The sequence below is a fragment of the Gilvimarinus sp. F26214L genome (assembly GCF_054401055.1).
In genome coordinates this window covers 167,808-191,392 of sequence record NZ_JBTIYG010000004.1, presented here as the reverse complement: position 1 = coordinate 191,392, position 23,585 = coordinate 167,808, and the positions used below count along the sequence as shown (strand labels likewise).

Below are 23,585 nucleotides of genomic sequence, written 5' to 3'. Positions count from 1 at the left end.
ACCTCATGCCGAACCCGGTACCCTTTCAGTCAATCACGACTGATCCATTGTTCCCGACGGAGGATCAATCCATCGTCATGGAGGGCGGTGAGCTCCTGTTGATCAGAGGCTGGCTCGACACCAACGAGAGTTCGAAGCTGTTCAGCTCCCTGCGCCGCACCATCGCCTGGGAGCAGTCCACCATCCGCATCGCCGGGCGACCGGTGCAGATTCCGCGCTTGAACGCCTGGTATGGTGACCCCGGCTGCGGTTATCGCTACTCCGGCACCGACTTCGAACCTCACCCCTGGACCCCGGAGCTGCAAACCCTTCGCGAGCGGGTACAGACCACCCTGGCGAAAATCTGCCCGGGCTTCCACATCAATAGCGCGCTGCTGAACCTTTATCGGGACGGGGCGGACAGTGTGGGCTGGCACAGCGACAACGAGCCGGAACTGGGGCCGCGTCCGCAAATTGCCTCGGTTTCCCTGGGCGGCAGTCGTCGCTTCGTATTCAAACATCGCCGGGACAAGGGGCTCAAGCATGAGTTGCTGCTTGAATCCGGCTCCCTGTTGCTGATGCTCGGCGACACCCAGCGCAACTGGGTTCACGCCCTGCCAAAAACCCGCAAGCCGGTTCAAGAGCGAATTAATATCACTCTCAGGCAAATCATCGGGCCGGTTAAACGGGAGCGCTAACCGGCCGGGGCACACGTGCTGAACGCCAAATAACCACGCCTTGCGAAAGGGCGCTAATGAAATGATTTAAATGCCACCCTGGACGGCGCCTCAGGAATTGTCGCTATGCTTTCCCCGCCAGCGGTGATACATTTTCCCGGCTCGTGTGACAACCATGCAGACTGGCGGGATGCCACTCTGCGGTTAGCGATAACAGCAGGAAGGGATGCGATAAGAAGAACACTTCGTCCTGCCGGTCTGCGCGGGACAACGGGGAACGTAATGACCATCAAGATCTTAGTTGTGGACGATCACGATCTCGTCCGCATGGGCATCGCCCGGATGCTGGAAGACGTCGATAACTTCGAAGTCATCGGCGACGCCAAAACCGGGGAACAAGCACTCCAAATCTGCCGCAAAAACAAACCCGACGTCGTCCTGATGGACGTAAAAATGCCTGGCATGGGCGGTGTGGAGGCCACGCGCAAGCTGCTCGCCATCGACCCGCAGATCAAAGTCGTTGCCGTCACGGCCTACGATGACGATCTCTATCCGGAGCGGCTGATCAAGGCGGGCGCCCTCGGCTATGTGACCAAGGGCGCGGAAGTGGATGAGATGATCGCCGCCATTAACAGCGTGATGAAGGGCGTCCATTACATGAGCACCTCCATCGCCCAGCAACTGGCCCTCAAGAAGTTCAGCGGCAAAACCGGGGACAATCCCTTTGACAGCCTCTCCGAGCGGGAGCTGCAAACAGCCGTGATGATCGTCAACGGCAGCAAGGTACAGGAGATCGCCGACACCTTCTGCGTCAGCCCCAAAACCGTTAACAGCTACCGCTACCGCATTTTCGAGAAACTCAGCATCCACAGTGACGTTGAGCTGGCGCTCCTGGCAGTTCGCCACAACCTCCTCGATCTGGACGCCATCGCCAGCCGCTGATGTCGCAAAACCGTTGGGTTACGGCCTCCGGCCTAACCCAACCTACGCGCCACGCGACGCCACCCCACCTCCCGAACCGTCATCAACCGTAGGTTGGGTTAGCGCAGCGTAACCCAACAACCCACCGTAGGTTGGGTTAGCGCAGCGTAACCCAACATGTCCCACCCCGAACACACTTTCCACCCCGAGCACACTCCCGCCCCGTTGGCCCCTGGCCCCCCCGTGGTATCATTGGCACTCCATCGCAACCCCGATTCCTGATGTCCCCTGAAGAAACCCGATTCGATCCCAAGCGCTTCCTGCCGAACCTGAGCACAAACCCCGGCGTGTACCAGATGTACGACGCCAACGGGAAAGTGCTGTACGTAGGCAAAGCCAAAAACCTCAAGAACCGGGTCTCCAGCTATTTCCGCAATTCCGGGCTGGCGCCCAAAACCGAGGCCCTGGTCAAGCGCATCCACAACGTTCAGGTCACCGTGACCCAGAGCGAGATGGAAGCGCTCATCCTCGAACAGAACCTCATCAAATCCCAGCGCCCGCCCTACAACATTCTGCTGCGGGACGATAAATCCTATCCGTACATCTTCCTCAGCAGCGGCGAGGACTACCCGCGCATCGCCATGCACCGGGGCGCTAAAAAGCGCAAAGGCCAGTACTTTGGCCCATACCCCGGCGTTGGCGCCGTGCGCGACAGCATGAACTTCCTGCAGAAGACCTTTCGGGTGCGCCAATGCGAGGACAGCGTGTTCCGCAATCGCAGCCGCCCCTGCCTGCAGTACCAGATCAACCGCTGCACCGCCCCCTGCGTCAACCTTATTTCCCCCGAGGACTACGCCGAGGACGTGCGCCATACGGAGATGTTTCTCACCGGCCGCAACACCGAGCTGACCCGCGAACTGGCGAACCAGATGGAAGCGGCGGCCGAGGCCCAGGACTACGAGCGCGCCGCTGTGCTGCGGGACCAGATCTCCGCCCTGCGCAGCATCCAGGCCCAGCAGTTTGCGGAGGCGGACAGCGGTGAACTGGACGTAATGGCCCTGGCCCGGCAGGGGGACAGCATTTGCGTCCACGTGCTCTACGTGCGCCAGGGCCGCATCCTGGGCAGCCGCAGCTACTATTATCAAGAGAAGCTGCCCCAGAGCGACGGCGAATTCCTGGCGGACTTCATGCCCCAGTTTTACCTGGGCGCCCGCACCCGGGAGATTCCGCCCCAGATCGTGGTCAGTGCACCCATAGAAGAGCATGAGAAGGGCCTGCTTCAGGATGCGCTGAAGACTCGCCGCAATCGCAACGTGAGCATCGCCAGCCAGGTGCGCGGCGCCCGCCAGAAGTGGCTGGAGCTGGCGGAGCGGGCCGCGCGGGAAAACCTGGGCGCCCACGAGCAGAGCCAGCAAAGCATGCAGCGCCGCTTCGAGGCCCTGCGGGACGTGCTGGACCTTGATGAAACCCCCGGGCGGCTGGAGTGCTTTGATATCAGCCACAGCAGCGGGGAGGAGACCGTCGCGTCCTGCGTGGTATTTGACCAGGGCGGCCCGGTCAGCTCCGACTACCGGCGTTTCAACATCAAGGGAGTGACTCCGGGCGACGACTATGCCGCCATGGAACAGGCCATCAGCCGCCGCTACACCCGCATCCAGAAAGGGGAGGGCGTACTGCCGGACATCCTCCTGATCGACGGAGGCAAGGGCCAGCTCAACGCGGCAAAAAAGGTTCTGGCGGAATTGGGCGTCAACGACCTGCGCCTGCTGGGGGTGGCCAAAGGCACCACCCGCAAGGCCGGTTTCGAAACCCTGTTCCTGGACGATGCGGGCAACGCCCGGGTCATCCCCGGCGACTCGCCGGCCTTGCACCTGATTCAGGCGGTGCGGGATGAAAGCCACCGTTTTGCCATTACCGGCCACAAGAACCGCCGCGACAAGAAACGCCGCACCTCCCTGCTGGAGGACATCCCCGGCGTGGGTGCCAAACGTCGGCGGGAATTGCTCCGCCACTTCGGCGGCATGCAGGAGGTTCGCAAGGCCAGTGTCGACGAATTGGCCAAAGTTCCGTCGATCAGCAAAAAGATCGCCGAGGATATTTACAGCAGTCTCCACAATTAGTAACTTGCGGCGCTTTGTTTGCGCCAGCTCAAGCGCGAATTGACGCGCGACGAATTCACAGCAGTAGAAGCACTCGCGAGGTAGCCAGGACCGCATGAAAGCACCACCCATGACAATAGCCACACAGCTGACCCTGGTGCGCATCGCCTTCATCCCACTGCTGGCGCTGGTGTTCTATCTGCCCTACAAGTGGCACTACATCGCGTCCGCCGCCGTCTTCAGCCTGGCTGCCATCACCGACTGGGCGGACGGTTACATCGCCCGCAAATACAACCAGAGCACCGCCTTCGGCGCCTTCCTCGACCCGGTCGCCGACAAGCTCATCGTCATGGTGGCTCTGGTGCTGCTGGTGGAAGCCCACGAAACCGCCTGGTTTGCCCTCCCGGCCGCCGTCATTATCGGCCGGGAAATCGTCGTTTCCGCCCTGCGGGAATGGATGGCCGAACTGGGCAAACGCGCCTCCGTGGCCGTCTCCAATCTGGGCAAGGTTAAAACCACCTTCCAGATGACCGCCATCATCGTCTTGCTCATGTTCCCGCCGGTACCCGGTTCATTTTTCACCACCGTCGGCTACATCTGCCTCTACGTGGCCGCCGCACTCACGCTCTGGTCCATGATCATCTACCTCAAAGCCGCCTGGCCCTACCTCAGCCACCACGGTGAGCAGGAAGAGGACGTCCGCGAAAAACTCGGCGAACCCGGGCCCGCCAACCCGAGCCCGACGGAGGAGGGGAGCGAGAGAGAATCCAGCGGTAGCTGATTCCCTCAACTCGAAGGAGCCGGAAACAGGAAAGGCCGGAGCTTTGTAGCTCCGGCCTTTGTCGTCTCTGAGTTGACGTTACGCAAGCGCATGGATGCGCGAGTCACCTGAACCGATACGGTTCAAGTCCCTGCAGAGGTTTTGCGCAGCGAGGTGGCAATGGCCAGATTTAGGCGGGTTATACAAGATGGTGCCCGGGGCCGGACAAATCCGTCTGGAACGGATTTGGACAGCCGCTTTCCGGCTGGTCCGCAGGGCCGAGCGCAAGGATGCGCGAGTCACCTGAACCGATACGGTTCAAGTCCCTGCGGAGGTTTTGCGCAGCGAGGTGGTAATGGCTAGATCTGGGCGGGTTATACAAGATGGTGCCCGGGGCCGGACAAATCCGTCGGGAACGGATTTGGACAGCCGTTTTCCGGCTGGTCCGAAGGACCGAGCGCATGGATGCGCGAGTCACCTGAACCGATACGGTTCAAGTCCCTGCCGAGGTTTTGCGCAGCGAGGTGGCAATGGCCAGATTTGGGCGGGTTATACAAGATGGTGCCCGGGGCCGGACTTGAACCGGCACGGCCGCAATGGCCGGGGGATTTTAAGTCCCCTGTGTCTACCAATTTCACCACCCGGGCGGGGGGTGCTTAAGCCAGGGGCTGAGGACAAGGCAGCGCCTGGGCGCTGCCTTTCGATATGGAGGCTAGGGTCGGAATCGAACCGGCGTACACGGAGTTGCAGTCCGCTGCATAACCACTCTGCCACCTAGCCATAAAACTTTGTTTCTGTGCTTCCGTTCACGCCGGTTCGAGACCGGCCCTTTTTACCCAAGGGGACAGGGAGTTGCAGTCCGCTGCATAACCACTCTGCCACCTAGCCATAAAACTTTGTCTCTGTGCTTCCGTTCACGCCGGTTCGAGACCGGCTCTTTTTACCCAACGGGACAGGGAGTTGCAGTCCGCTGCATAACCACTCTGCCACCAGGCCTCTGCAAAGAGCGCGGCATTTTATCGAAACGTGGGGGAAAATCCTAGGGTTTTCTGGCGCTTGGACTCGGATTCGCGATGATGCCGGAGCTGACGAAGAAATGTTCCGAAGCGCTTGATTACGGTGATATCAATGATATCATTGAGCGCATGTTTGTGGAGGTGACCCAATGGCGAACCTAATTGTGCGTAATGTTGACGACAAAATAGCTCTCGCGTTAAAGCAGCGTGCCGCTCAGCACGGGGTCAGCGCAGAGGCTGAGCATCGCCGAATCCTCGAAGAGGCGCTGGTGCGCCCCTCCAAGAAAACGTTCTTGGAAGTGCTCAGCCAAATGCCTGACGTCGGCAACGACAAGGACTTTACTCGCGTACAGGATCGCGGCGCTCCCGACGTGTTTGAGGACTAGGCCCGAGGATGAACAATCAAGGATGAAAACAAATGTACCTGTTCGACACCAATATAGTCAGCGAGCTACGCAAATCGAATCGCGCAAACGCGGGTGTAATTTCCTTTATAGACCAAGCGAGAGAAAAGGACATCCCGAGCTATATTAGCGCCGTAACAATCGGTGAACTGCGTCGCGGAGTCGATCTGATTAATTATAGGGGCGATTACACTCAAGCCAGTTTGCTGGAAGATTGGCTCTCAACTTTGCTTGAACAGTACGCAGACCATATTCTCGACTTTGGCAGGGAAGAGGCGCTGGTATGGGGCCGTCTACGCGTCCCGTACCCGGAAAACGCGCTGGACAAACAGATCGCAGCCACAGCGCTCGTGTATGGTCTTACGTTGATAACCCGCAACATTCGGGATTTCGCCGGGACCGGGATCGAAATAATCAATCCTTTTTCCTAGGGGCAATCTCTCTGCGATGCATTGTTGCCGTCCCTTTCGTACTCTGAACCCTACCGGTCATCCACTAGCCGAACAACGGCAACCGCATAGCACACCGCTTCTCACCAGGCAGACCGTTCGCAATTTCACGATCAAGGATCGCCTGCAAATCCGCCGGAATTTCCCCCCCGCCCAGCATCCGGAATCCAACACTTTCGTAAAAGGGCTGATTCCAGCGGAGATCCCGGAACGTGGTCAGGGTGACGGCGAGGCATCCCTGAGATCGGGCTGATTCCACGGCCTCGCCGAGCAAGGCTCGGCCGATCCCGCGCCCCTGGCATTCGTGCAGCACGGCAAGCTCCCAGATATGCAGCCGATCGCCGATCCTCTCCGCACTCAAAAAACCAATGGGTGCGTCCCCTTCGTCAACCGCCACCCAGGAATTGCCGCCGGCAATGAGTTCCAGGTGGCGATCCAGGGGCTGAACATCATCCTCGGCGATCCAGGCGAGATCGGGAATCGTCAAGAAGGCCTTGCCGGCCGAGCGCTCAATGTCCGGCAAAAGGCTTGCATCGGCGGCTGCGGCTTTCCTGACGATAATCATGGTGGGTCTCCCCCTATGCAGACGGCTGCGATTCAGGCTGCGGGCGGCGAATACCAAGCCACCATAGCCCACCCAGTGTGATCGTTGCCATCGCGGCCGAATAGCTGATCAACGGCCAGGCGGTGTCTCCATTCAAGGTGACGATAAACGCCGTTCCAACCACGCCAACAACGATGCTCTGAATACAGAAGTGCAGGGCCACGGCCGTACCCGCAACATCTGAAAACTCCTGCAATGCGCCATTGGCTGTTACCGAAGTGGTGAAGACGATCCCGACTGCGATCAACCACATGGGCGGAATGAAAGACCAGAACGACGGCTCAAAATAAAATTGCCCCAGCGATAACGAGCCCGCACCCAGGAGCAACAGCACCATCCCCCGGGCAGCGCTGCCGGCGACGCCCCATCGCGCCACGAACCGGTTTGCGACGCGCGCTGTTCCGATCATCACCGCCGCAACCGTGGCGAAGGCCAGGCTAAAGCCGAATTCCGAGAACCCGGCGCCGTCGATCAGAATCCGCGGCGCCGTGGAGAAGAACACGAAGAACGAACCCATGGCCGCTCCGAACCCCAGCGTATAAGCCCAGAAGGGCAGGCTGCCCAAAATGGAACCCAAGGCAAGTCCGCTACGGCTCCGTGCTTTGGGTCGCGTCTCCGGCCAGCCTGGCAGCGCGATCAGCAGCATGATCAGCGCAGGTATGCCGAGGGCAATGAAGACGGCACGCCAATCGAAGGTTTGCAAAAGCACCGCACCGGCAATGGGGCCCAGCGCGGGGACAAAAGCCAGCATCGAATTCAGCAGACTGTAAACCACCGCATTCTCGGGCCGTGCGGCATAGACATCACGCACGGTCGCGAACAGGGCCACGAGCATTGCCGATGCGCCAACGGCCTGCACCAGGCGTAAGCCGACAAAGAGATTCGCCGACGCTGTGGCCGCGAGTGCGAACGATGCCGCTGAGAATATCAACGCACCGAGCAACAGCACCGGACGCCGCCCGATTCGATCCGACACCGGACCGAATACAACCTGCCCGACGCCGAGCATAATCATGTACAAGGTAAGTGTGAGTTGGACAACCGCCGGCGTCGTCCCGAGGATATCCGGCATCACCGGAACAACCGGCAGATAAATATCCATTCCAAGAGAAGCAAGCAGGTTGAAAGGTGCCAGAAGCATCAGCGCAACCGGCAGACTGTAAGTCCACAGGCGTGGATTGTGTGTAGACATGACGAAACATCCGTTCAAATGGAAGACATTTGACGGCTGTCTGAATCAGGGAGATTGGAGTCGAACAGACAGCCGCAACAACAAGGGAGAAAGTTGTTGCGGCTTATTGGTCTGATTTTTTGGAGCTCACGGCTGGTGTACCTTCGGGAATATCGAGCACGATTTGCGGCGAATCCTATCAGCCCGGCAAATGACGGACAAGTATCTCAGGGCCGTCCGCCGAGCCCCGTCACTGGTGAACGCCCACGTGCTTCAAAGTAATGGCCGCCACAATGGCCAATAAGGCAATGCCGGCGGCGGTCAGTATTGCTGCCGCATTGAAGCCCGCCATGAACGCGGCCTGGGCGTGGATAACAAGCCCGTCTGGCAGTCGATCACCAGCGGCAACCACAGCGGAAAGGCTTTCAGTCGCGACGATTTGTCGGTCTTGCTCCAGGGTTTCCGGCAGGTGATCGCTTATCCGATGGCGGTAAACAGCGCTGGCCAGACTGCCGAGCAGGGCAATGCCCACCGACGCGCCCAATTCCTGAACGGTTTCCGACATGGCCGAAGCGGACCCTGCTTTTTCCGCCGGTACCGAGCCCACAACCAGATCAGTGCCGAGCGCTGCAATCGTGCCCAGCCCCACATAAACAAAGGCAAACGCGGAGACGGCGGTGATTATGCCTTGGGGCTGGCTGCCCAGCTGAGCCAGCATGAGATAACCCACCACGGATAAACCCAGGCTCGTGGCGACCACATAGGCGGGCCGGATGCGTCGGGCCACCAGCGGGGCCGCAATGCCGGCAATGACCATGGCAAAAGCGGGAGGCCCCATCCAGAGTCCGGCTCTGAATGATGACAGCCCAGCCACCAATTGCAGATATTGCGCAACCAACAGCATCGTGCCACCGACACCAATCAGCCCCACGAGCAGCACAACCAACGCCGCGGAAAAGGCGCGGTTGTTGAACATCCGCACGTCCAGGAGCGGGTAAGCCAGGCGTTTTTGCCGCGCGATAAAAAACGCGGTACACGCGATCCCAATGGCGAAGGCTGCGAGCGCCTTCCATTCCGGCCCGTTCTTGGCGACGTGTTTTACTCCGAAGATGATGGGCAGCATTGCGAGCAGGGACAGCAATACGCTTGCAAGGTCAATGCGGCCGCTGTGGGGCACCCGATACTCGGGCAGCAGCGTTCTGGCACCCAGCAACGCTGCCGCCTCCCAAGTTGTCGAAAACGGATCATGGCGGCACACTTATAGGGTTACAATTTAAGTCATTATCCTATTACCTGGCGTAACATCTACCTGTAGTAATACCTACCCGGAGTAACTTTGTGACCAGCCGCACCCCGCATCGTCGGCATCGTGAACTGTCCGACTTTCTCACGTTTCACCGGCAAAAACTCAGCCCTGCCGACGTTGGCTTGCCGGTCGGCGGTCGGCGACGAACCCCGGGCTTACGGCGGGAGGAGGTGGCCGCGCTGGCGGGCGTGGGACTCACCTGGTACACCTGGTTCGAGCAGGGTCGGGATATCAGAGTGTCCGAGGACGTCGCCTTCCCGAATGGCGGGAGGACGCCTCGAAGCTCCTCAGTCAATTCCGTTGCAATCTCGCGGTTGCTCCGGAAGATCCCGCCATGCTCTCGCTGGTCGACGACTTGAAGGATCAATCGCCGGATTTCCGACAATGGTGGAGCCGGTCCGACCTTGACCGCTACGGTTATGGTATAGGCTCTTTTCTCGATACCAGCGCGAGGCGGATGGATTTTCGGCATGAAGTTCTGACCGTGGACGAACACCGCCATTTGCGAATGGTTATTTATTTCGCGACCGTGCCAAACACGGACTGATTAACGCCACGGTCGCCCTGGCCTTGGATATGGACGGCTACGAGGTTGCCCGGCGCCTGCGTCGGAATCCGCGAACGCATCCTGCCGTCCTTGCCGCACTCACCGGTTATGGCCAGACGAAAGACGTCAGCCGGGCGCAGGACGCGGGCTTTGACCGGCACTTTACCAAGCAGGTGGCGATCGAAGATTTGGAGAAGTTTATTGACGGTCTGAGCTAGGTCAGTGGGGGATCGAATGTAGCAATCACTTGAAGGGCGTGATAGCTTGAACAACTGTTGCGTAGGTTGAGGCCCGTTCCAAATCACCGTGAAGATTTTATTGATTGACGATCACGCCTTGTTTCGAGAAGGCTTAAAGGCACTTCTTCCGCGTCTTGATGACACCCTTCAATTGATCGAAGCCTCAAGTTGCGGCGGCGGGCTCGATGTACTCAGGGAGCAAGGTGACCTGAACCTGGCGTTATTGGATTTGGGCCTTGGCGATGGAAACGATCGCCTGTGCTGCTTACGACGGCTGCGCTCCGCGGATCCAACCTTACCGATTGTGATCATCTCGGCCCATGAATCAGCCGCAACCGTCAAAGCGGCGTTACGGGAGGGCGCGAGCGGTTATATCCTTAAGTCATCGCCCACGGCCGTGGTGTTTGAAGCCTTGCGGCAGGTTCTGGCGGGGGGAGTTTATTTTCCGCCTTCGCTTACAACGGACGACGGGGAAATGCCGGACAATCCCTTCACCCAGCGGCAACGGCAAGTGCTGGAGTTGATGGCGCGGGGAGAACCCAACAAAACCATTGCCAGGCATCTGGGCACAGCGGAAGGCACCGTGCGTATTCACGTCACGGCCATCATTAAAGCACTCGGCGCCGCCAATCGCACCGAGGCGGTCACCAAGGCCATTCGCTTGGGCTACGTCGCGGATTTTTCCGAAAGCTGATCGGGCAGGTCGATGACATTGTGAAGCGCGATGCGAAGCCGGGCTGGCTGCAGGGGCTTTCGCAAAACCGGCAGTCCCGCCTCTCTAATGCGTCGCAGAGGTTCCGCGGCGGTTTCACCGGTGATAAGGAACGCCTCGATCCTGCGGTTGAAGTGCGCGCGCAGCGCCTCCACCACGTAATCGCCGGTCTGCTGACCTTCCAGACGATAATCCACCAGCATCAGGTCCGGCTCCCAATCCCGTTCGCGATCATGAATGCAGGATTCCAGCGAACGATAAGCGGCCACCTTGCAGCCCCAGCGACTCAGCAACACCCCGATACTCTCGAGTATTGCCGGATCATCATCGATGACAAACAAACCCAGATCGGCGATAGAGATACACGGTTCCCCAATCGCTGATTCCCGCGCGTTCTGTTCCGCGGGACTTGCGCGAGGGAGCAAAACCCGAAACGCTGAACCTTTCTCCGGTTGCGAATTCATTTCGATACGGTGCCCAAGGTTTTCCGCAAGACCTTTGACAATCGACAGCCCAAGCCCCAGGCCGCCGAATGCTTCCTGATGCTGTCCGCCTTGGTAAAACTCCTGGAATATCCGCTGTTTTTCAGCATCTTTGATACCCCGGCCGTTATCAAGAACCTCAATCGCCAGATGCGTACCGCGCCGCCGGCACACCACGAGCACGGAACCCTTGTCGGTGTACTTAATGGCGTTGTCCAGCAGATTGCGCATGATCCGCTCCAGAAACTGGCGATCACTGCGTACCCAATAACGGCCGGCCCGCATCCGCAAACGAATGCCCCGTTGCGCGGCAAAGGGCGCAAGTTCCGCCTCCAATTGCCGAAACAGCGACGCCAGCGCCATCGGTTCGCATCGGGATTCCAGTGTGCCCGCCTCAATGCGGGAAACATCGAGCAGGCTATCGGTCAGTTTGGACAGGGCCCGCACCGAAGCGCCCATGCGCAGGCGCAACTGCTCGGCGCGTTCAGGAAGCTGTTCATCCTGCTGTGCCTCCACAAACATTCCGAGCGCATGAACAGGTTGCCGCAGGTCGTGACTCGCGGCCGCGAGGAACCGCGACTTGCTCAGGGCAGCTTCTTCGGCACGACGCGTCTGCCCGCGAAGTTCTTCCACCAGTTCGGCATTCTCGTACCGCAGTCGGATGGACTCCGTGACCATTCTGGCCAGATATCGTCCGTGGGCCAACTGAGTTAACAAATAGACAAAGGTCAGCGCGCTCACCCATGCCAGCACGGATTCCGGCCGCATCAGCATCCCCAAGGCGTAAGGGACCAGTACGGCGATGGAAAAGGCGGTGAAGGCCGGCGGATAAGGCGTTTGGGAAGCCAATCCACTGGCGATGGACCCGGCCACGAGAACAGTGATAAATACCAACTGGAACGGATCGCAGTAGGGCAGGAACAGAAATGCGCCGGTGCCGTAGAGCCCGCCCGATGCGAATGCGCCCATGATCGCGATAGGACGCCAGCGCAGTACATCGGCGTCGCTGCGCTCCCGGCTGAGAAAGCGCCGCGTGACCATTATCCGAACTACAACAAGCAACCAGATCGCGCTTACCCAGCCGACAATCAAGTGTTGCGGGATGCTGTTCCAGAGGGCAAATCCAGTTGCCAGTGAGATGCCCGCCGAGCCGCCTTGAGCGGGAATGACTTGCTTCAACAGTAACCTGATTTGCTCGGCGAGTTCTTGTTCTTGTATTCGTATTTGCGTTTCCAAGTTCGTTCACCGGCCACGAGCGATGTTGCTTCCAATTGGATGGTCGCAGTCTAGCCATGCACCCGGGGCAAGTAAATCGGCTCGACAACGTGTGTAGCAACCATCCGTTACCTCATTCAGCCACCCTCGACTATGCGGTTTGTCATATGGCGCTTGCCCGGGTCCCGCTATATCGTGACGGAGAATCCGAAATCCATCCGGAGCTTGCCCGACTGTGTCCATGCCTTCTTTCAAACTACATCCGCTTCGCCAGGCTGTTGCCATTTCGTCAACACGTCTATCCCATTGGCTGGCCCGCCCCAGCGCCGCGGTTCTCGGAGCTTTTGCTCCCCTGGTTCTTGCCAATCTCCCCACCGACGAGACCGAAGTGGGCAACGAGATTACCCACCCGTCCAGCGGCGAAACTCTGACCGTGGTGGAACTGCTCGACCTGGAAACCATGCCCATGCCGGTGGTGGTGGCGGAAGCCGGGGATGGTACTGAATACATCGTATTTGGCGAGCCGGAGGCGGTGCCCGCAACCATCGAGAATCCCGATCCGGATGTGCACGAGACCTTCACGATAACGGACGTCGTCATCAATGCCGATACTGGCCTCGTCGAGCAGTTCATTCTGGATGACGGGGACACCGATCCGCTCGATGTGGTGGTGGTGCCGGAGGATGTCACCTGGGTCGTTCCGGGCGATGACGGCGGGACGGGGAGCGACATTCCCGTGACCGTGCCCGACGGTAATGTCAACGTGGTCGCCGTCAAGAAAAAGGGCGGATCGGGCGGCAACGGCAGTGATGGTGGCGGTATCAGAATATGCTTCTGGAGCTGCTGGACCATCGGCTACGCCCCCACCAAGGGCAAGGACGGCAAACCGGGCCCGGATATCACCGAAACCGTCGCCGTCGACACCATCACCTCTATAACCGACGGCCTGCCCGGCATTACCGTGTCCAGCATCGGCGGTGATGGCGGCACGGGCGGAGATTCCTACGGAAACCTGAAAGCTGCCCGCGGCGGTTCCGGCGGTCGCGGTGGCAACGTGGTTGTGGACAGCACCGCGAACATCACCACCAGCGGTCTTGAAGCGCACGGAATATTCGCCCAAAGCCGCAGCGGCAAGGCCGGCAAAGGCGGAGACGGCAAATGGCTCGGTTCCGGCGGCGACGGTGGGACCCCCGGCTACGGCGGTACGGTCACCGTCACCAATCACGGCAACATCGCCACCCTTGGCGATGGCGCGGTGGGTATTCTCGCCCAAAGCACCGGCGGCGCGGCCGGCGATGGCGGCGATAGCTGGGGCCTTGTCGGCCAGGGCGGCAGCTCGTTGGCTGGGGGTCATGGCGGCGCAGTGACGGTCAACAACTACGGTGTCATCCAAACCGAGGGCTTCGCCGCGCACGGCATCGTTGCGCAAAGCATCGGCGGCACCGGTGGCAATGGCGGTGACGCGGGGGGGATTGTTTCCTTCGGCGGTGGCGGCTCGGCCGGAGGCGACGCCGGCACGGCCACGGTCAACCTGGGTGCGGAAGCCGGCATTTATACCCAGGGCGACCAGGCTCACGGACTTATGGCGCAAAGCATCGGCGGCGGTGGTGGTAGCGGCGGCACCGGCGGCGGTGTCGTGGCATTCGGCGGAACCGGCGAGGCCGGCGGTAATGGCAGCGCCGTATCGGTTAACAACGCCGCCGGCAGCGTGATTGTTACCGAAGGCGACGGCTCCGATGCCATTATCGCCCAGAGCATCGGCGGCGGTGGTGGTGATGGCGGCGCGGGCGGTGCCCTTGTGGCATTGGGCGGCGCGGGTTCGGCGGCTGGTTCCGGCGGTGAAGTCCAGGTCAACAGTGGGGCGGACCTGGCCACGTCCGGTGATGGTTCGCGCGGCATCTTCGCCCAAAGCGTTGGCGGTGGCGGCGGCTCGGCGCGCGGCTCCGGCGGTGTCGTGTCCTTGGGTGGCAGCGGCGGCAGTGGCGGTGACGGTGGCGAGGTGACAGTGGCCAACGAAGGTCAGGTTGTCACCGCTGGCACGGGCAGCGACGCGGTGATTGCCCAAAGCATTGGCGGCGGCGGCGGTTCCGGTGGCGGCGGTAACGGTCTTGCGGGCATCGGCGGGAGCGGAAGCAGTGGCGGTGCGGGCGGCGACGTCGCGCTTACCAACACTGGGACGATACACACGCAGGGGGATCGGTCCCGCGGGTTGTTCGCCCAGAGCGTCGGGGGTGGCGGCGGTTTCGGTGGCGATGGCGCCGGGGTGGCGGCCATTGGCGGTGCCGGCAGTGCCACCAGTGATGGCGGCAATGTCGCGCTGGAAAATCACGGTGCCATCTACACCGAGGGCGAGCGCAGCCATGGCATCCAGGCTCAGTCCGTCGGTGGCGGAGGTGGTGACGGCGGCACCGGCGGCGGAGTCTTCTTCGCGCTGGGCGGCAGCGGCGGTGGCGGCGGCGATGCCGGCGAAGTCGCGGTCACCAACGGCCATGACGTGGTCACCGAGGGTGATGGCGCGCGCGGTATCTTCGCCCAATCCGTGGGCGGCGGCGGGGGTAATGGCGGTGCCAGCTATTCCGGGTCCGCCTTTGCCGGGGTGGCTATTGGCGGTAGTGGTGGCGACGGTGGCAATGCCTCCAGCGCCTCCATCACCCTGGAAGATATTACCCGCGACGTGGACGGTGAACCGACCCTCGTCGCTCCGCGGATTCATACATACGGCGACGGTGCCGAAGGCATCCTGAGCCAAAGTGTCGGCGGAGGCGGCGGTAACGGCGGCCAGGCGGTGCAGGTATCACTCGGCGCCTTTGGCGCTGTGTCCGCCGCCGTGGGCGGTAGCGGCGGCAATGGCGGTAACGCCGATGCCGCCAGCCTCACGGGCGATGCCGCGGTGGTTACCCGCGGCGAGGACTCTGACGGCATCGTCGTGCAGTCCGTGGGCGGTGGCGGCGGTAGTGGTGGTGGCGCCATCGCGGTGGCCGGCGCCGCCGGTCCGGCCGCCGGTTCCTTCTCATTCGGCATGGGTGGAAGCGGCGGCGGTGGAGGCCACGGAGCTGCGGTTACCGTCGACGCCGGCGGCAGCATCCACACCGAAGGCGATTTATCGGACGCCTTCCTGGCCCAGTCCGTCGGCGGTGGCGGCGGCAAGGGCGGCTGGGTGTTGAACGCCAGTGTGGCGGCCAGCGAGGGCGGCAGTGTCGCGGCGGGCGTGGGCCTGGGCGGCAGTGGCGGCGATGGTGGCGATGGCGCTCAGGTGGATGTCATCTACTCCGGAGATATCATCACCGCCGGCGACAATGCCGACGCCTGGACGGCGCAGAGCGTCGGTGGCGGCGGTGGCCAGGGCGGTTTCAATCTCACGGGCGTTGCGGCGTCCAGTGCCGGCGCCAGTGGCAGCCTGGCCTTTGGCATGGGGGGCTCCGGTGGCGGCGGCGGAATCGGTGACGCGGTCACCGGCGCCCTTAGCGGCGATGTAACCACTGGTGGCGACGGCTCGGACGCAGTGCTGGCGCAGAGCATCGGCGGTGGCGGCGGTAGCGGCGGCATGAATATGTCCGGCAGTTTCAGCATGGGCAAATCCAGCGGCGCCGCCGCGATCGGCTTCGGCGGCTCCGGTGGCGACGGCGGCAACAGCGGCACGGTTGATCTCGGTTACACCGGGTCAGCCATCACCCTGGGCGACGATGCCAATGCGGTGGTGGCCCAGAGCGTCGGTGGCGGCGGCGGCCAGGGGGCCATGAATGTCTCCGGCAGCATTGCCGCCAGTAACGAAAGCGGCGGTGCGGTGGCCTTCGGCATGGGCGGCAGCGGCGGCGGTGGCGGCACCGCCAGCGCCGTCAGCAGCGATATTAGTGGATCCATCCATACCGAAGGCGCGCGGGCCAACGGCATAGTTACCCAGAGCGTGGGCGGTGGCGGCGGCAATGGCGGATTCAATATCTCCGCCGGGGTGTCCCTGTCCGGCAAGGCCGGCGGCAGTGTGGCGGTCGGGCTGGGCGGAGCCGGTGGTGACGGCGGCGATGGCGATCATGTGGACTCCACCATTGCGGCAGATGTCACCACCCTTGGTGACGGTTCCACTGCCGTGTTGACGCAAAGCGTCGGCGGTGGCGGCGGTAACGGCGGCTTCAACATTTCCGGTGGATTAAGCATGTCCAGCGAGAGCGGGGGCGCGGTGTCCCTGGGCGCGGGCGGCTTTGGGGGCGGTGGTGGTAATGCCGCTACCGCAAGCCTGGATCTGAGCGGGGATGTCCGGACCGCCGGCGATGACGCGGACGGGGTTGTCGTGCAAAGCATGGGCGGTGGTGGCGGCAACGGCGGCATGAACATCGCCGGCGCCGTCAGCCTCTCGTCGAAAAGCGGCGGCGCAGTAGCCGCCGGTCTCGGCGGCTTCGGCGGCGGAGGCGGCCACGCCAGTGATGCCAGCCTTTGGCTGGAGGGAGACACCATCACCAGCGGCGCCCGATCCGATGCAGTCACCGTGCAGAGCGTCGGCGGGGGCGGTGGCAAAGGCGGGCTCAACATCAGCGGCTCCCTGAGCCTTGCCAAGGACAGTGGTTATGGCGCATCCCTGGGGCTGGGTGGTTTTGGCGGCGCTGGCGGCGATGCGGGCAACGTGGTCGCCGACATTGTCGGTGACGTACTGGCCCTGGCCAGCAAAGCGCCGCGGTTTACCGTCGATGACGATGGCGGCATTGCCCAGCGCCATCTGGATGGCGGATCCCACGGCGTTCTGGCCCAGAGCGTGGGCGGTTCCGGCGGCAGCGGCGGCTTCAACGTCTCCGCCGGCGTCCAGCACGGCAACGGTGCCAGCCGCGGGCTGAATCTCGGTGTGGGCGGCTTTGGCGGCAGTGGGGGCGATGCCGGGCAGATAGACCTGAACATTGCCGGGAATGTGGCGGCCACCGGCGACTACAGCAACGCCGTGACCGCCCAAAGTATCGGCGGCGGTGGCGGCAATGGCGCCATCAGTGTCGCGGGCGGCATCACCGGGGATGGTCAGGTCAACGCCGGGATTGGCGGCTGGGGGGGCGATGGCGGCATCGCCCGGGACGTGACGGCCAGCGTGATCGGCGATCTGCTGACCGACGGTGCGGGTTCGCGCGCCCTGTTGGTGCAAAGCATCGGCGGCGGTGGCGGCGCCGGCGGCATGAATATCAGCGGCGGCATCAATGCCTCCTCCAGCAGCAAGACGCCTTCCCTGGCCTTCGGCATGGGCGGCGCCGGCGGCGACGGTGATCTGGCCGGCAACGTGGCAGCGAGCCAAACCGGCGACATCGCGGCGCGGGGCCGGGACAGCACCGCCGTTCTGGTGCAAAGCATCGGCGGCGGGGGCGGCAGCGGGGCCTTGAACGCCACGGGCAGCGGCGGGCCCGGCAAGGGCGTGTCGGTTGGCGTGGGCATTGGTGGTGACGGCGGGGAAGGCGCGGACGCAGGGCAGGTGTCCCTCATCAGCGACGGCAACATCGTGGCGGACGGCCGGCTCAGGGACGAAAACGGTGACCCCGTAGAGTCCGACCCTGACGGTACCGATTACTCCGCCCGCAGCACCGGCATCCTGGTGCAGAGCGTGGGCGGCGGTGGCGGTCACGGGGGCGTGAATATATCCGGCGTGGTGGCCACCAAAGGCAGCCCCTTGTCGGCGGCGGTGGGCGGAACCGGCGACGACGGTGGCGAGGCCGGCGCCGTGACCGTAGTTCGCGGCGCGAACGAGGCCGCGACCCTGGAGACCTTCGGCGATCAATCCAACGGCTTGATCGCCCAGAGCATCGGTGGTGGCGGCGGTAATGCCGGCATGAACTTCATGGTGTCCGGCAACCTGGCCAGCACTGAAAGCAGAAGCTATGAGGCCAACATCCTTATTGGCGGTGGCGGCGGCCAGGCTGGTGACGGCGCGGCCACGGTGGTGGACCACAGCGGCAACATTGTGACTCACGGGCGCCAGAGTACCGGCCTGCTGGCCCAAAGCATTGGCGGCGGTGGCGGCAATGCCGCCTTCAGTCTGGGTGTGGGCTACAACAAGAAGGCCTCCGGAATCAATGTGGCCATGGGCGGCCAGCCTGCCGATGGCGGCATAGGCGGCACGGTCAACGTGGATCACAGCGGTCTAATCGCCACCGAGGGGCACGACTCGACGGCGCTCATGGCGCAAAGTATCGGCGGCGGTGGCGGCAACTCGGCCCTGACCTTCAACTTTGCCATGAGTGCCAGCAACAAGCTGGATCTGGCCCTGGGGCGTACAGGCGGAACCGGCGGCGACGGCGGCGATGTAACGGTCGACACCCGCGGGCAGTTGTTCACGGCAGGCGATCGCTCGGTGGGCCTGTTTGCCCAAAGCGTCGGCAACGGCGGCGGCATGAGCTCGTCTCACTCAATCGGCTTCAAAGGCAGCGAGAGGCCCGGCAGTCAGGGAGCGGCCAAGGAGGCAAGCGTCGGTCTTAGTTTGGGCCTGACCGGCGGAAGTGGTGGCCGGGGCGGCGAGGTACTCATCGATACGGGCAGCACCATCGTGACTCAGGGCTCGGAGTCCCACGCCATTCATGCCCAAAGCACCGGTGGAGGCGGCGGTGTGGGTGGTGGAGCCCTCGGCATCATCCTCGCGGAAACCATGGCGGCGCGAGTCGCGCTCGGTGGCGACGGCGGCGCCGGTGGCGCGGGCGGCCTGGTAAACGTCCGCAGTGAAGATATTCTGGCGACCCACGGCGATGGCGCCCACGGTCTGTACGCGCAAAGTATCGGCGGGGGCGGAGGTACTGGTGGCTGGGCTGCCGAGCTCAACTTGCAAGCCGGCGCAGCTTCCAGTGTGGCCGACATTACCGCTAGCGCCCTGGTCGGCGGCAGCGGCGGCACCGGTGGTGAAGGGGGCGATACTCTCATCAGCAACCTGGGCACCATCACCACCTTCGGAGAATCCGCCAACGGCATCAGTGCCCACAGTATTGGTGGCGGCGGCGGTGACGGCGGCCTGGTGCTGAACGGCTCCGTCTCCACCGCGGGCAATAGCGGTTCACTCCAGGTGGGCGTGGGTGGCGCGGGCGGCACTGGCGGTGAAGGCGGCAGGGTCGCCATCGACAACCAGGGTCGAATCGCCACGGCAAGCGACCAATCCATCGGTATTTTTGCCCAGAGCATCGGCGGCGGTGGCGGCAACGCCGGTTTAACCGCCAGCCTCAGTGTCGCCAAGCTCAACGACAAGGCAACATCGATGCGGGCCATGGTCAACGTCGGTGGCGAGGGCGGCACCGGCGGCGCCGGTGGCACCGTGGATATAAGCAACGATGCCGATGCGTCGATCGTCACTCAGGGCGAAAAGGCCTACGGCATCTTCGCCCAGAGTATTGGCGGCGGCGGTGGCAACGGCGGTTCCGTAGTCACGGCCGATTTTCGAAAGGCCGGCGCGGAGAGCAAGCGCAGTGCCTCTCTGGGCGTGAACGTCGGCGGCAAGGGCGGCACCGGCGGCTTTGGTGGCGACATCAATGTGGAAAACTTCGGCCTTGTGGAGACCATGGGCGACGCTGCCCATGGCGTCTTCGCCCAGAGTGTCGGAGGCGGCGGTGGCAACGGGGGCATCGCCCTGGCCACCGACGTGCTGCTCAACGCCGGCAAGGGCGCGCCGCTCACCTTCGTGGTTGGCGGCAGCGGTGGTGACGGCGGCGATGGCGGCATGGTGAACGTGCACAATGCCGGGGAGATTGTGACCCACGGCGACAATGCCTATGGCATTCTCGCCCAAAGCATCGGCGGCGGTGGCGGCAACGGCAACGTGGGAATGGGGCTCAGCAACTCGGTGCCGGGCGCGCTGGTTGCCAACGGCCTCAGCGCCGCACTCGGGGCCTTCGACTCCGTGGGCGGCGCCGGGGGTACGGGCGGCGACGCGACCGTCGAGCAGGAGGGCGATATTACCGTTACGGGCGACGGCTCCCGCGCGGTGAAGGTGGAAAGCATCAACGGCGGCGGTGGCGGCCTGGTGATGGATTTCAATGGCATTACCACGGTACCGGGCGGCGATGCGTTGCCGACCATCCCCGGGCTATTGGATCCCGGTGACCTGGATTACTCCGTCGATCCCACGCTGACACTGCGTGCGGGCGGCGAAGCCCAGACCCGCATGCAGGCCGGCTCCGTGAGTAGCCAGACCCGGGGCAACTTCACCACCATGGGCGAGCGCAGTAGTGCCCTGGACATGCAGTCCGTGGGCGGCGGGGGCGGCAGCCTGATGCTGAACCTGAACTTCGCCGAATACCAGCAAGGCGGCGGATCGATGGCCATTAACAGCCGTTTGGGCGGCAAGGATGGTGACGACAACCACGGCAGCAACATTGCCAGTACTCACAAGGGTAACCTGATATCCACCAGCAACCAGAGCCCCACGGCCTCGTTACGCTCCATTGGCGGCGGGGGCGGCCTGGGCTTTGTCACTGTGTCCGGCGACAAGCGCGGGCTGGATACGGTGAATATGGCTCTGGGGGCGGAAGGCAGCGGCACCAATCGCGCCGGGAATGTTGTTCACGAGCAGAGCGGCAATGTGGGCAGCGCCGGAGACAACTCCGTTGGTTTCCTGGCGCAGAGTATTGGCGCTGGGGGCGGTTCGCTGCACTTGAGTGGCCCGGATAATTTCGGCGTTACCCTGGGCGGTAGCAACGAGGCCAGCGGCAACGCCGGAAATATCGATCTCACCTTCACCGGCAACCTGCAAACCAGCGGCTGGCGTTCCCACGGCCTGTTTTTACAATCCATCGGCGGCGGCGGGGGTGCAGTGTTCAGCGACGCTTCCGATTCCCCTACGGTTCACCTGGCGGCGTCCAACAGCGGCGACGGTGGGGAAATCCGCGTCGCCTTCGATGGTGACATTATTGCCGGCGGTGCGGGCGCTTACGGTCTGTTTGCCCAATCGCTCGGCGGTGGTGGCGGTTACGTGGACGGGGCCGGCGCCTTCGTGGCGGGCGGTGCCGGCCAGGGCGCGGCCATCGACATCGACCTCAATGGCAGCGTGTATTCCGCAGCCGCCTCCGCGGTGTATCTGCAAAGCGAAGGCGCCGACGGTGCGGGGGACATTACCCTGTCACTGGGGGAGGGCAAGGCGCTTGTGGGAGGCTTCGATGCGCCTGCGCTGATGTTGGTCGGCGGCAAGAGCAACCACTATGCCAACGGTGGAACGTTGTCGTCCCTCCAGGGCGTTTTCGGCGGTGCCATGTTGGCCACCGCCGGCGACGATCGCGTGGACAACTTCGGAACCATCCTTGGCGATGTGGAGCTGGGAGCCGGCCACAACCATCTAACCAACCACATGAACGCGCGACTGTTCAGCGGCTCGGTGCTGGATCTGGGGAGCGCGTCCGCGGCATTCCGCAATAGCGGCACCCTGGCACCGGGCGGAGCCGGCGTGGCGATGAACACCCGCCTGAACGGCAGCTACCAGCAGGATGCGGACGGCCTGGCCATCATGGAACTGGACTTTGCCACCGCCACCTCCGATCTTCTGCACGCAACCGGTCGCATCGACCTGGCCGGTGCCCTGGACATCGACCTGGTCAACCCCGGCCAGATCAAACCCGGCGTACATCAGAACACACTATTCAGAGCGGAGCAGGGGATAGAGGACCTCGGGTTCCAGTGGAGCACCGAGCCCTCGGCGGTGATCAAGTACAACCTGCGGCAGACTTCCGGGCAGGAGATTCAGTTGACCTACGACGTGGACTTCACCGCCCACAATCAAATGCGCGGCAATCTGGCCGAGGCGGGCAACTACTTCAACCGCGTTCAGGCAGCCGGGAGTTCTCCTTCGCTGGCGAGCCTCATGGATGTGCTGATCAACACCGGCGACGCGGCTGATTATAGCGAGGCTCTCACCCAGCTAAGCGCCGCCTCCTACGCGGCACAACAAACAAGCTCCGTGCGCACAGCGCAGCAGTTTGGCCGCTCCCTGATGAGCTGCTCGACCGTGGACATGGCCTATCGCTACGAGCGTCAGGGCTCCTGCACGTGGCTGCGGGTGGATCGCCCCAGCACCGAGTTCGACGCGCAAAGCGACGCTCCGGCAATGGAATACACGGGCACCCGCACCGCCATGGGCGGGCAGAAGACCGAGGGCAATCTGACCCTGGGGCTCGGCTTCTCCATTGAGGACTTCAGCACCAATGGGTTCAACAAAGCCTGGCGCGGCAATGGCGACACCACTCAACTCGGTGGCGTTATCAAGTACCAGCTGGACGATGTGTTGCTCACGTCCTCCTTGGTAATGGGCCGCTCCGACACCAACATGGAGCGCTCAATCTCGCTGGTGGACCCGGTCGTTGCCGCTGGCAGTCAGGAGCTGAACTTCGTGGCCGCGACCGCGGGAATCACCCAGAGCTTCAATCAACCCTGGTTGACTCTGCGACCGCTCATGGAGCTGGGCACCATGCGCATGCGCGCAAAAGGTGAAACCGAAGGAGACGCCGGCGCACTGAGCCTGGACATGGAAGGCGGCAGTGATACTCACTCCTGGTTCCGCCCCGGTCTCGAACTGGGGCATGAGTTCGCGTTCAGGTCCGGATCATCACTGCGCCCATACCTGCGAGCGAGCCTCATGCACTTTATTGGTGACGAGGAGACGGAGGTCGAAGCCCAACTGGCCGGAGCGCCTGCCTACGTGGAAGGGATGCGTACCAGCAGCGACCTGGGGCAAAACCAGAAGCTCTTCGAAGCCGGGCTGGATTTCATGGCCGCCGATGGGTTCAGCGTGAAACTGCATTACGAGCAGTCCGTGGCGGAGAGCTTTGAAACGGAGCAGGTGAACCTGAAAATGGTATTTCCGTTCTAGGTAATGTTTTGGTGCCAGGGGCGGGCGGCGAATGCTGCGCCCTGGGGACCTCCCGCTGGCGATCCTTCCAAATGGGATAGCTGAAATCCACTGACAAGTTTGCGGGTGTGGACTGCTCGCAAAGGTCCGCCATCTGAGCCAGCACCCGCAGCTGCCGCTCCGAAGAGCGGGCACCGACCCCCAAGGCGCAGCCCAGTAGGAGC

At 62.7% G+C, this 23,585-nt stretch carries 13 protein-coding genes, 2 tRNA genes and 2 pseudogenes; 11 read left to right on the top strand and 6 right to left on the bottom strand.

The window, feature by feature from the left end; all coding sequences use genetic code 11:
• Positions 1 to 5: 5 nt before the first annotated feature.
• From ACURWW_RS06340 to pgsA, 4 genes and pseudogenes are all read left to right on the top strand, one after another.
• On the top strand, positions 6 to 677 hold the full coding sequence (locus ACURWW_RS06340; RefSeq protein WP_445615865.1) for an alpha-ketoglutarate-dependent dioxygenase AlkB family protein: 672 nt from the start codon (positions 6 to 8) through the stop codon (positions 675 to 677).
• A 261-nt stretch (positions 678 to 938) separates the two neighbouring features.
• On the top strand, positions 939 to 1,598 hold the full coding sequence (gene uvrY / locus ACURWW_RS06335; RefSeq protein WP_445615867.1) for a UvrY/SirA/GacA family response regulator transcription factor: 660 nt from the start codon (positions 939 to 941) through the stop codon (positions 1,596 to 1,598).
• 260 nt (positions 1,599 to 1,858) lie between these two features.
• Entirely contained in the window at positions 1,859 to 3,697 is a 1,839-nt protein-coding gene (gene uvrC / locus ACURWW_RS06330) for an excinuclease ABC subunit UvrC (protein WP_445615868.1), read from the top strand.
• Between the two features lie 109 nt (positions 3,698 to 3,806).
• Positions 3,807 to 4,355: pseudogene (pgsA, locus tag ACURWW_RS06325) on the top strand (CDP-diacylglycerol--glycerol-3-phosphate 3-phosphatidyltransferase); the annotation flags it as partial.
• A 640-nt stretch (positions 4,356 to 4,995) separates the two neighbouring features.
• Here pgsA and ACURWW_RS06320 read toward each other — a convergent pair.
• Together ACURWW_RS06320 and ACURWW_RS06315 are read right to left on the bottom strand one after the other, a co-directional pair.
• Positions 4,996 to 5,083: transfer RNA gene (locus tag ACURWW_RS06320), tRNA-Leu, on the bottom strand.
• Positions 5,084 to 5,142: 59 nt separating this feature from the next.
• Positions 5,143 to 5,216, bottom strand: a tRNA-Cys gene (locus ACURWW_RS06315).
• Between the two features lie 385 nt (positions 5,217 to 5,601).
• On the opposite strand from ACURWW_RS06315, the gene ACURWW_RS06310 reads away from it, so the two are divergent.
• Together ACURWW_RS06310 and ACURWW_RS06305 are read left to right on the top strand one after the other, a co-directional pair.
• Complete coding sequence (locus ACURWW_RS06310) at positions 5,602 to 5,838, top strand: FitA-like ribbon-helix-helix domain-containing protein (RefSeq protein ID WP_445615870.1); 237 nt, start codon at positions 5,602 to 5,604, stop codon at positions 5,836 to 5,838.
• Positions 5,839 to 5,870: 32 nt separating this feature from the next.
• Entirely contained in the window at positions 5,871 to 6,287 is a 417-nt protein-coding gene (locus ACURWW_RS06305) for a type II toxin-antitoxin system VapC family toxin (protein WP_445615871.1), read from the top strand.
• Between the two features lie 64 nt (positions 6,288 to 6,351).
• Here ACURWW_RS06305 and ACURWW_RS06300 read toward each other — a convergent pair whose 3' ends face one another.
• The 3 genes from ACURWW_RS06300 to ACURWW_RS06290 all read right to left on the bottom strand — a co-directional run bounded on the left by ACURWW_RS06300 (position 6,352) and on the right by ACURWW_RS06290 (position 9,293).
• Positions 6,352 to 6,870, bottom strand: coding sequence for a GNAT family N-acetyltransferase (locus ACURWW_RS06300; RefSeq protein WP_445615873.1), 519 nt, complete (start codon positions 6,868 to 6,870; stop codon positions 6,352 to 6,354).
• 13 nt (positions 6,871 to 6,883) lie between these two features.
• Positions 6,884 to 8,101: a CmlA/FloR family chloramphenicol efflux MFS transporter gene (cml, locus tag ACURWW_RS06295; protein ID WP_445615875.1), complete on the bottom strand. Its 1,218-nt coding sequence runs from the start codon at positions 8,099 to 8,101 to the stop codon at positions 6,884 to 6,886.
• A gap of 229 nt (positions 8,102 to 8,330) precedes the next feature.
• Positions 8,331 to 9,293, bottom strand: a complete 963-nt coding sequence (locus tag ACURWW_RS06290; RefSeq protein WP_445615876.1) for an MFS transporter — start codon at positions 9,291 to 9,293, stop codon at positions 8,331 to 8,333.
• Positions 9,294 to 9,418: 125 nt separating this feature from the next.
• On the opposite strand from ACURWW_RS06290, the pseudogene ACURWW_RS06285 reads away from it, so the two are divergent.
• From ACURWW_RS06285 to ACURWW_RS06270, 4 genes and pseudogenes are all read left to right on the top strand, one after another.
• A pseudogene (locus ACURWW_RS06285) lies at positions 9,419 to 9,625 on the top strand (helix-turn-helix domain-containing protein); the annotation flags it as partial.
• Positions 9,586 to 9,933, top strand: a complete 348-nt coding sequence (locus tag ACURWW_RS06280; protein ID WP_458618452.1) for an MmyB family transcriptional regulator — start codon at positions 9,586 to 9,588, stop codon at positions 9,931 to 9,933. The pseudogene ACURWW_RS06285 and the gene ACURWW_RS06280, both read left to right, overlap by 40 nt.
• 29 nt (positions 9,934 to 9,962) lie before the next feature.
• Entirely contained in the window at positions 9,963 to 10,151 is a 189-nt protein-coding gene (locus ACURWW_RS06275) for a hypothetical protein (RefSeq protein WP_445615878.1), read from the top strand.
• Positions 10,152 to 10,239: 88 nt separating this feature from the next.
• On the top strand, positions 10,240 to 10,866 hold the full coding sequence (locus tag ACURWW_RS06270; RefSeq protein WP_445615879.1) for a LuxR C-terminal-related transcriptional regulator: 627 nt from the start codon (positions 10,240 to 10,242) through the stop codon (positions 10,864 to 10,866).
• On the opposite strand, the gene ACURWW_RS06265 is transcribed toward ACURWW_RS06270, so the two are convergent.
• Positions 10,839 to 12,545 (bottom strand): ATP-binding protein, encoded by a 1,707-nt coding sequence (locus ACURWW_RS06265; RefSeq protein WP_445615880.1) that lies wholly within the window; start codon positions 12,543 to 12,545, stop codon positions 10,839 to 10,841. The genes ACURWW_RS06270 and ACURWW_RS06265 overlap by 28 nt on opposite strands.
• A 271-nt stretch (positions 12,546 to 12,816) precedes the next feature.
• On the opposite strand from ACURWW_RS06265, the gene ACURWW_RS06260 reads away from it, so the two are divergent.
• Complete coding sequence (locus tag ACURWW_RS06260) at positions 12,817 to 23,382, top strand: hypothetical protein (RefSeq protein ID WP_445615882.1); 10,566 nt, start codon at positions 12,817 to 12,819, stop codon at positions 23,380 to 23,382.
• Positions 23,383 to 23,585 lie beyond the last annotated feature (203 nt).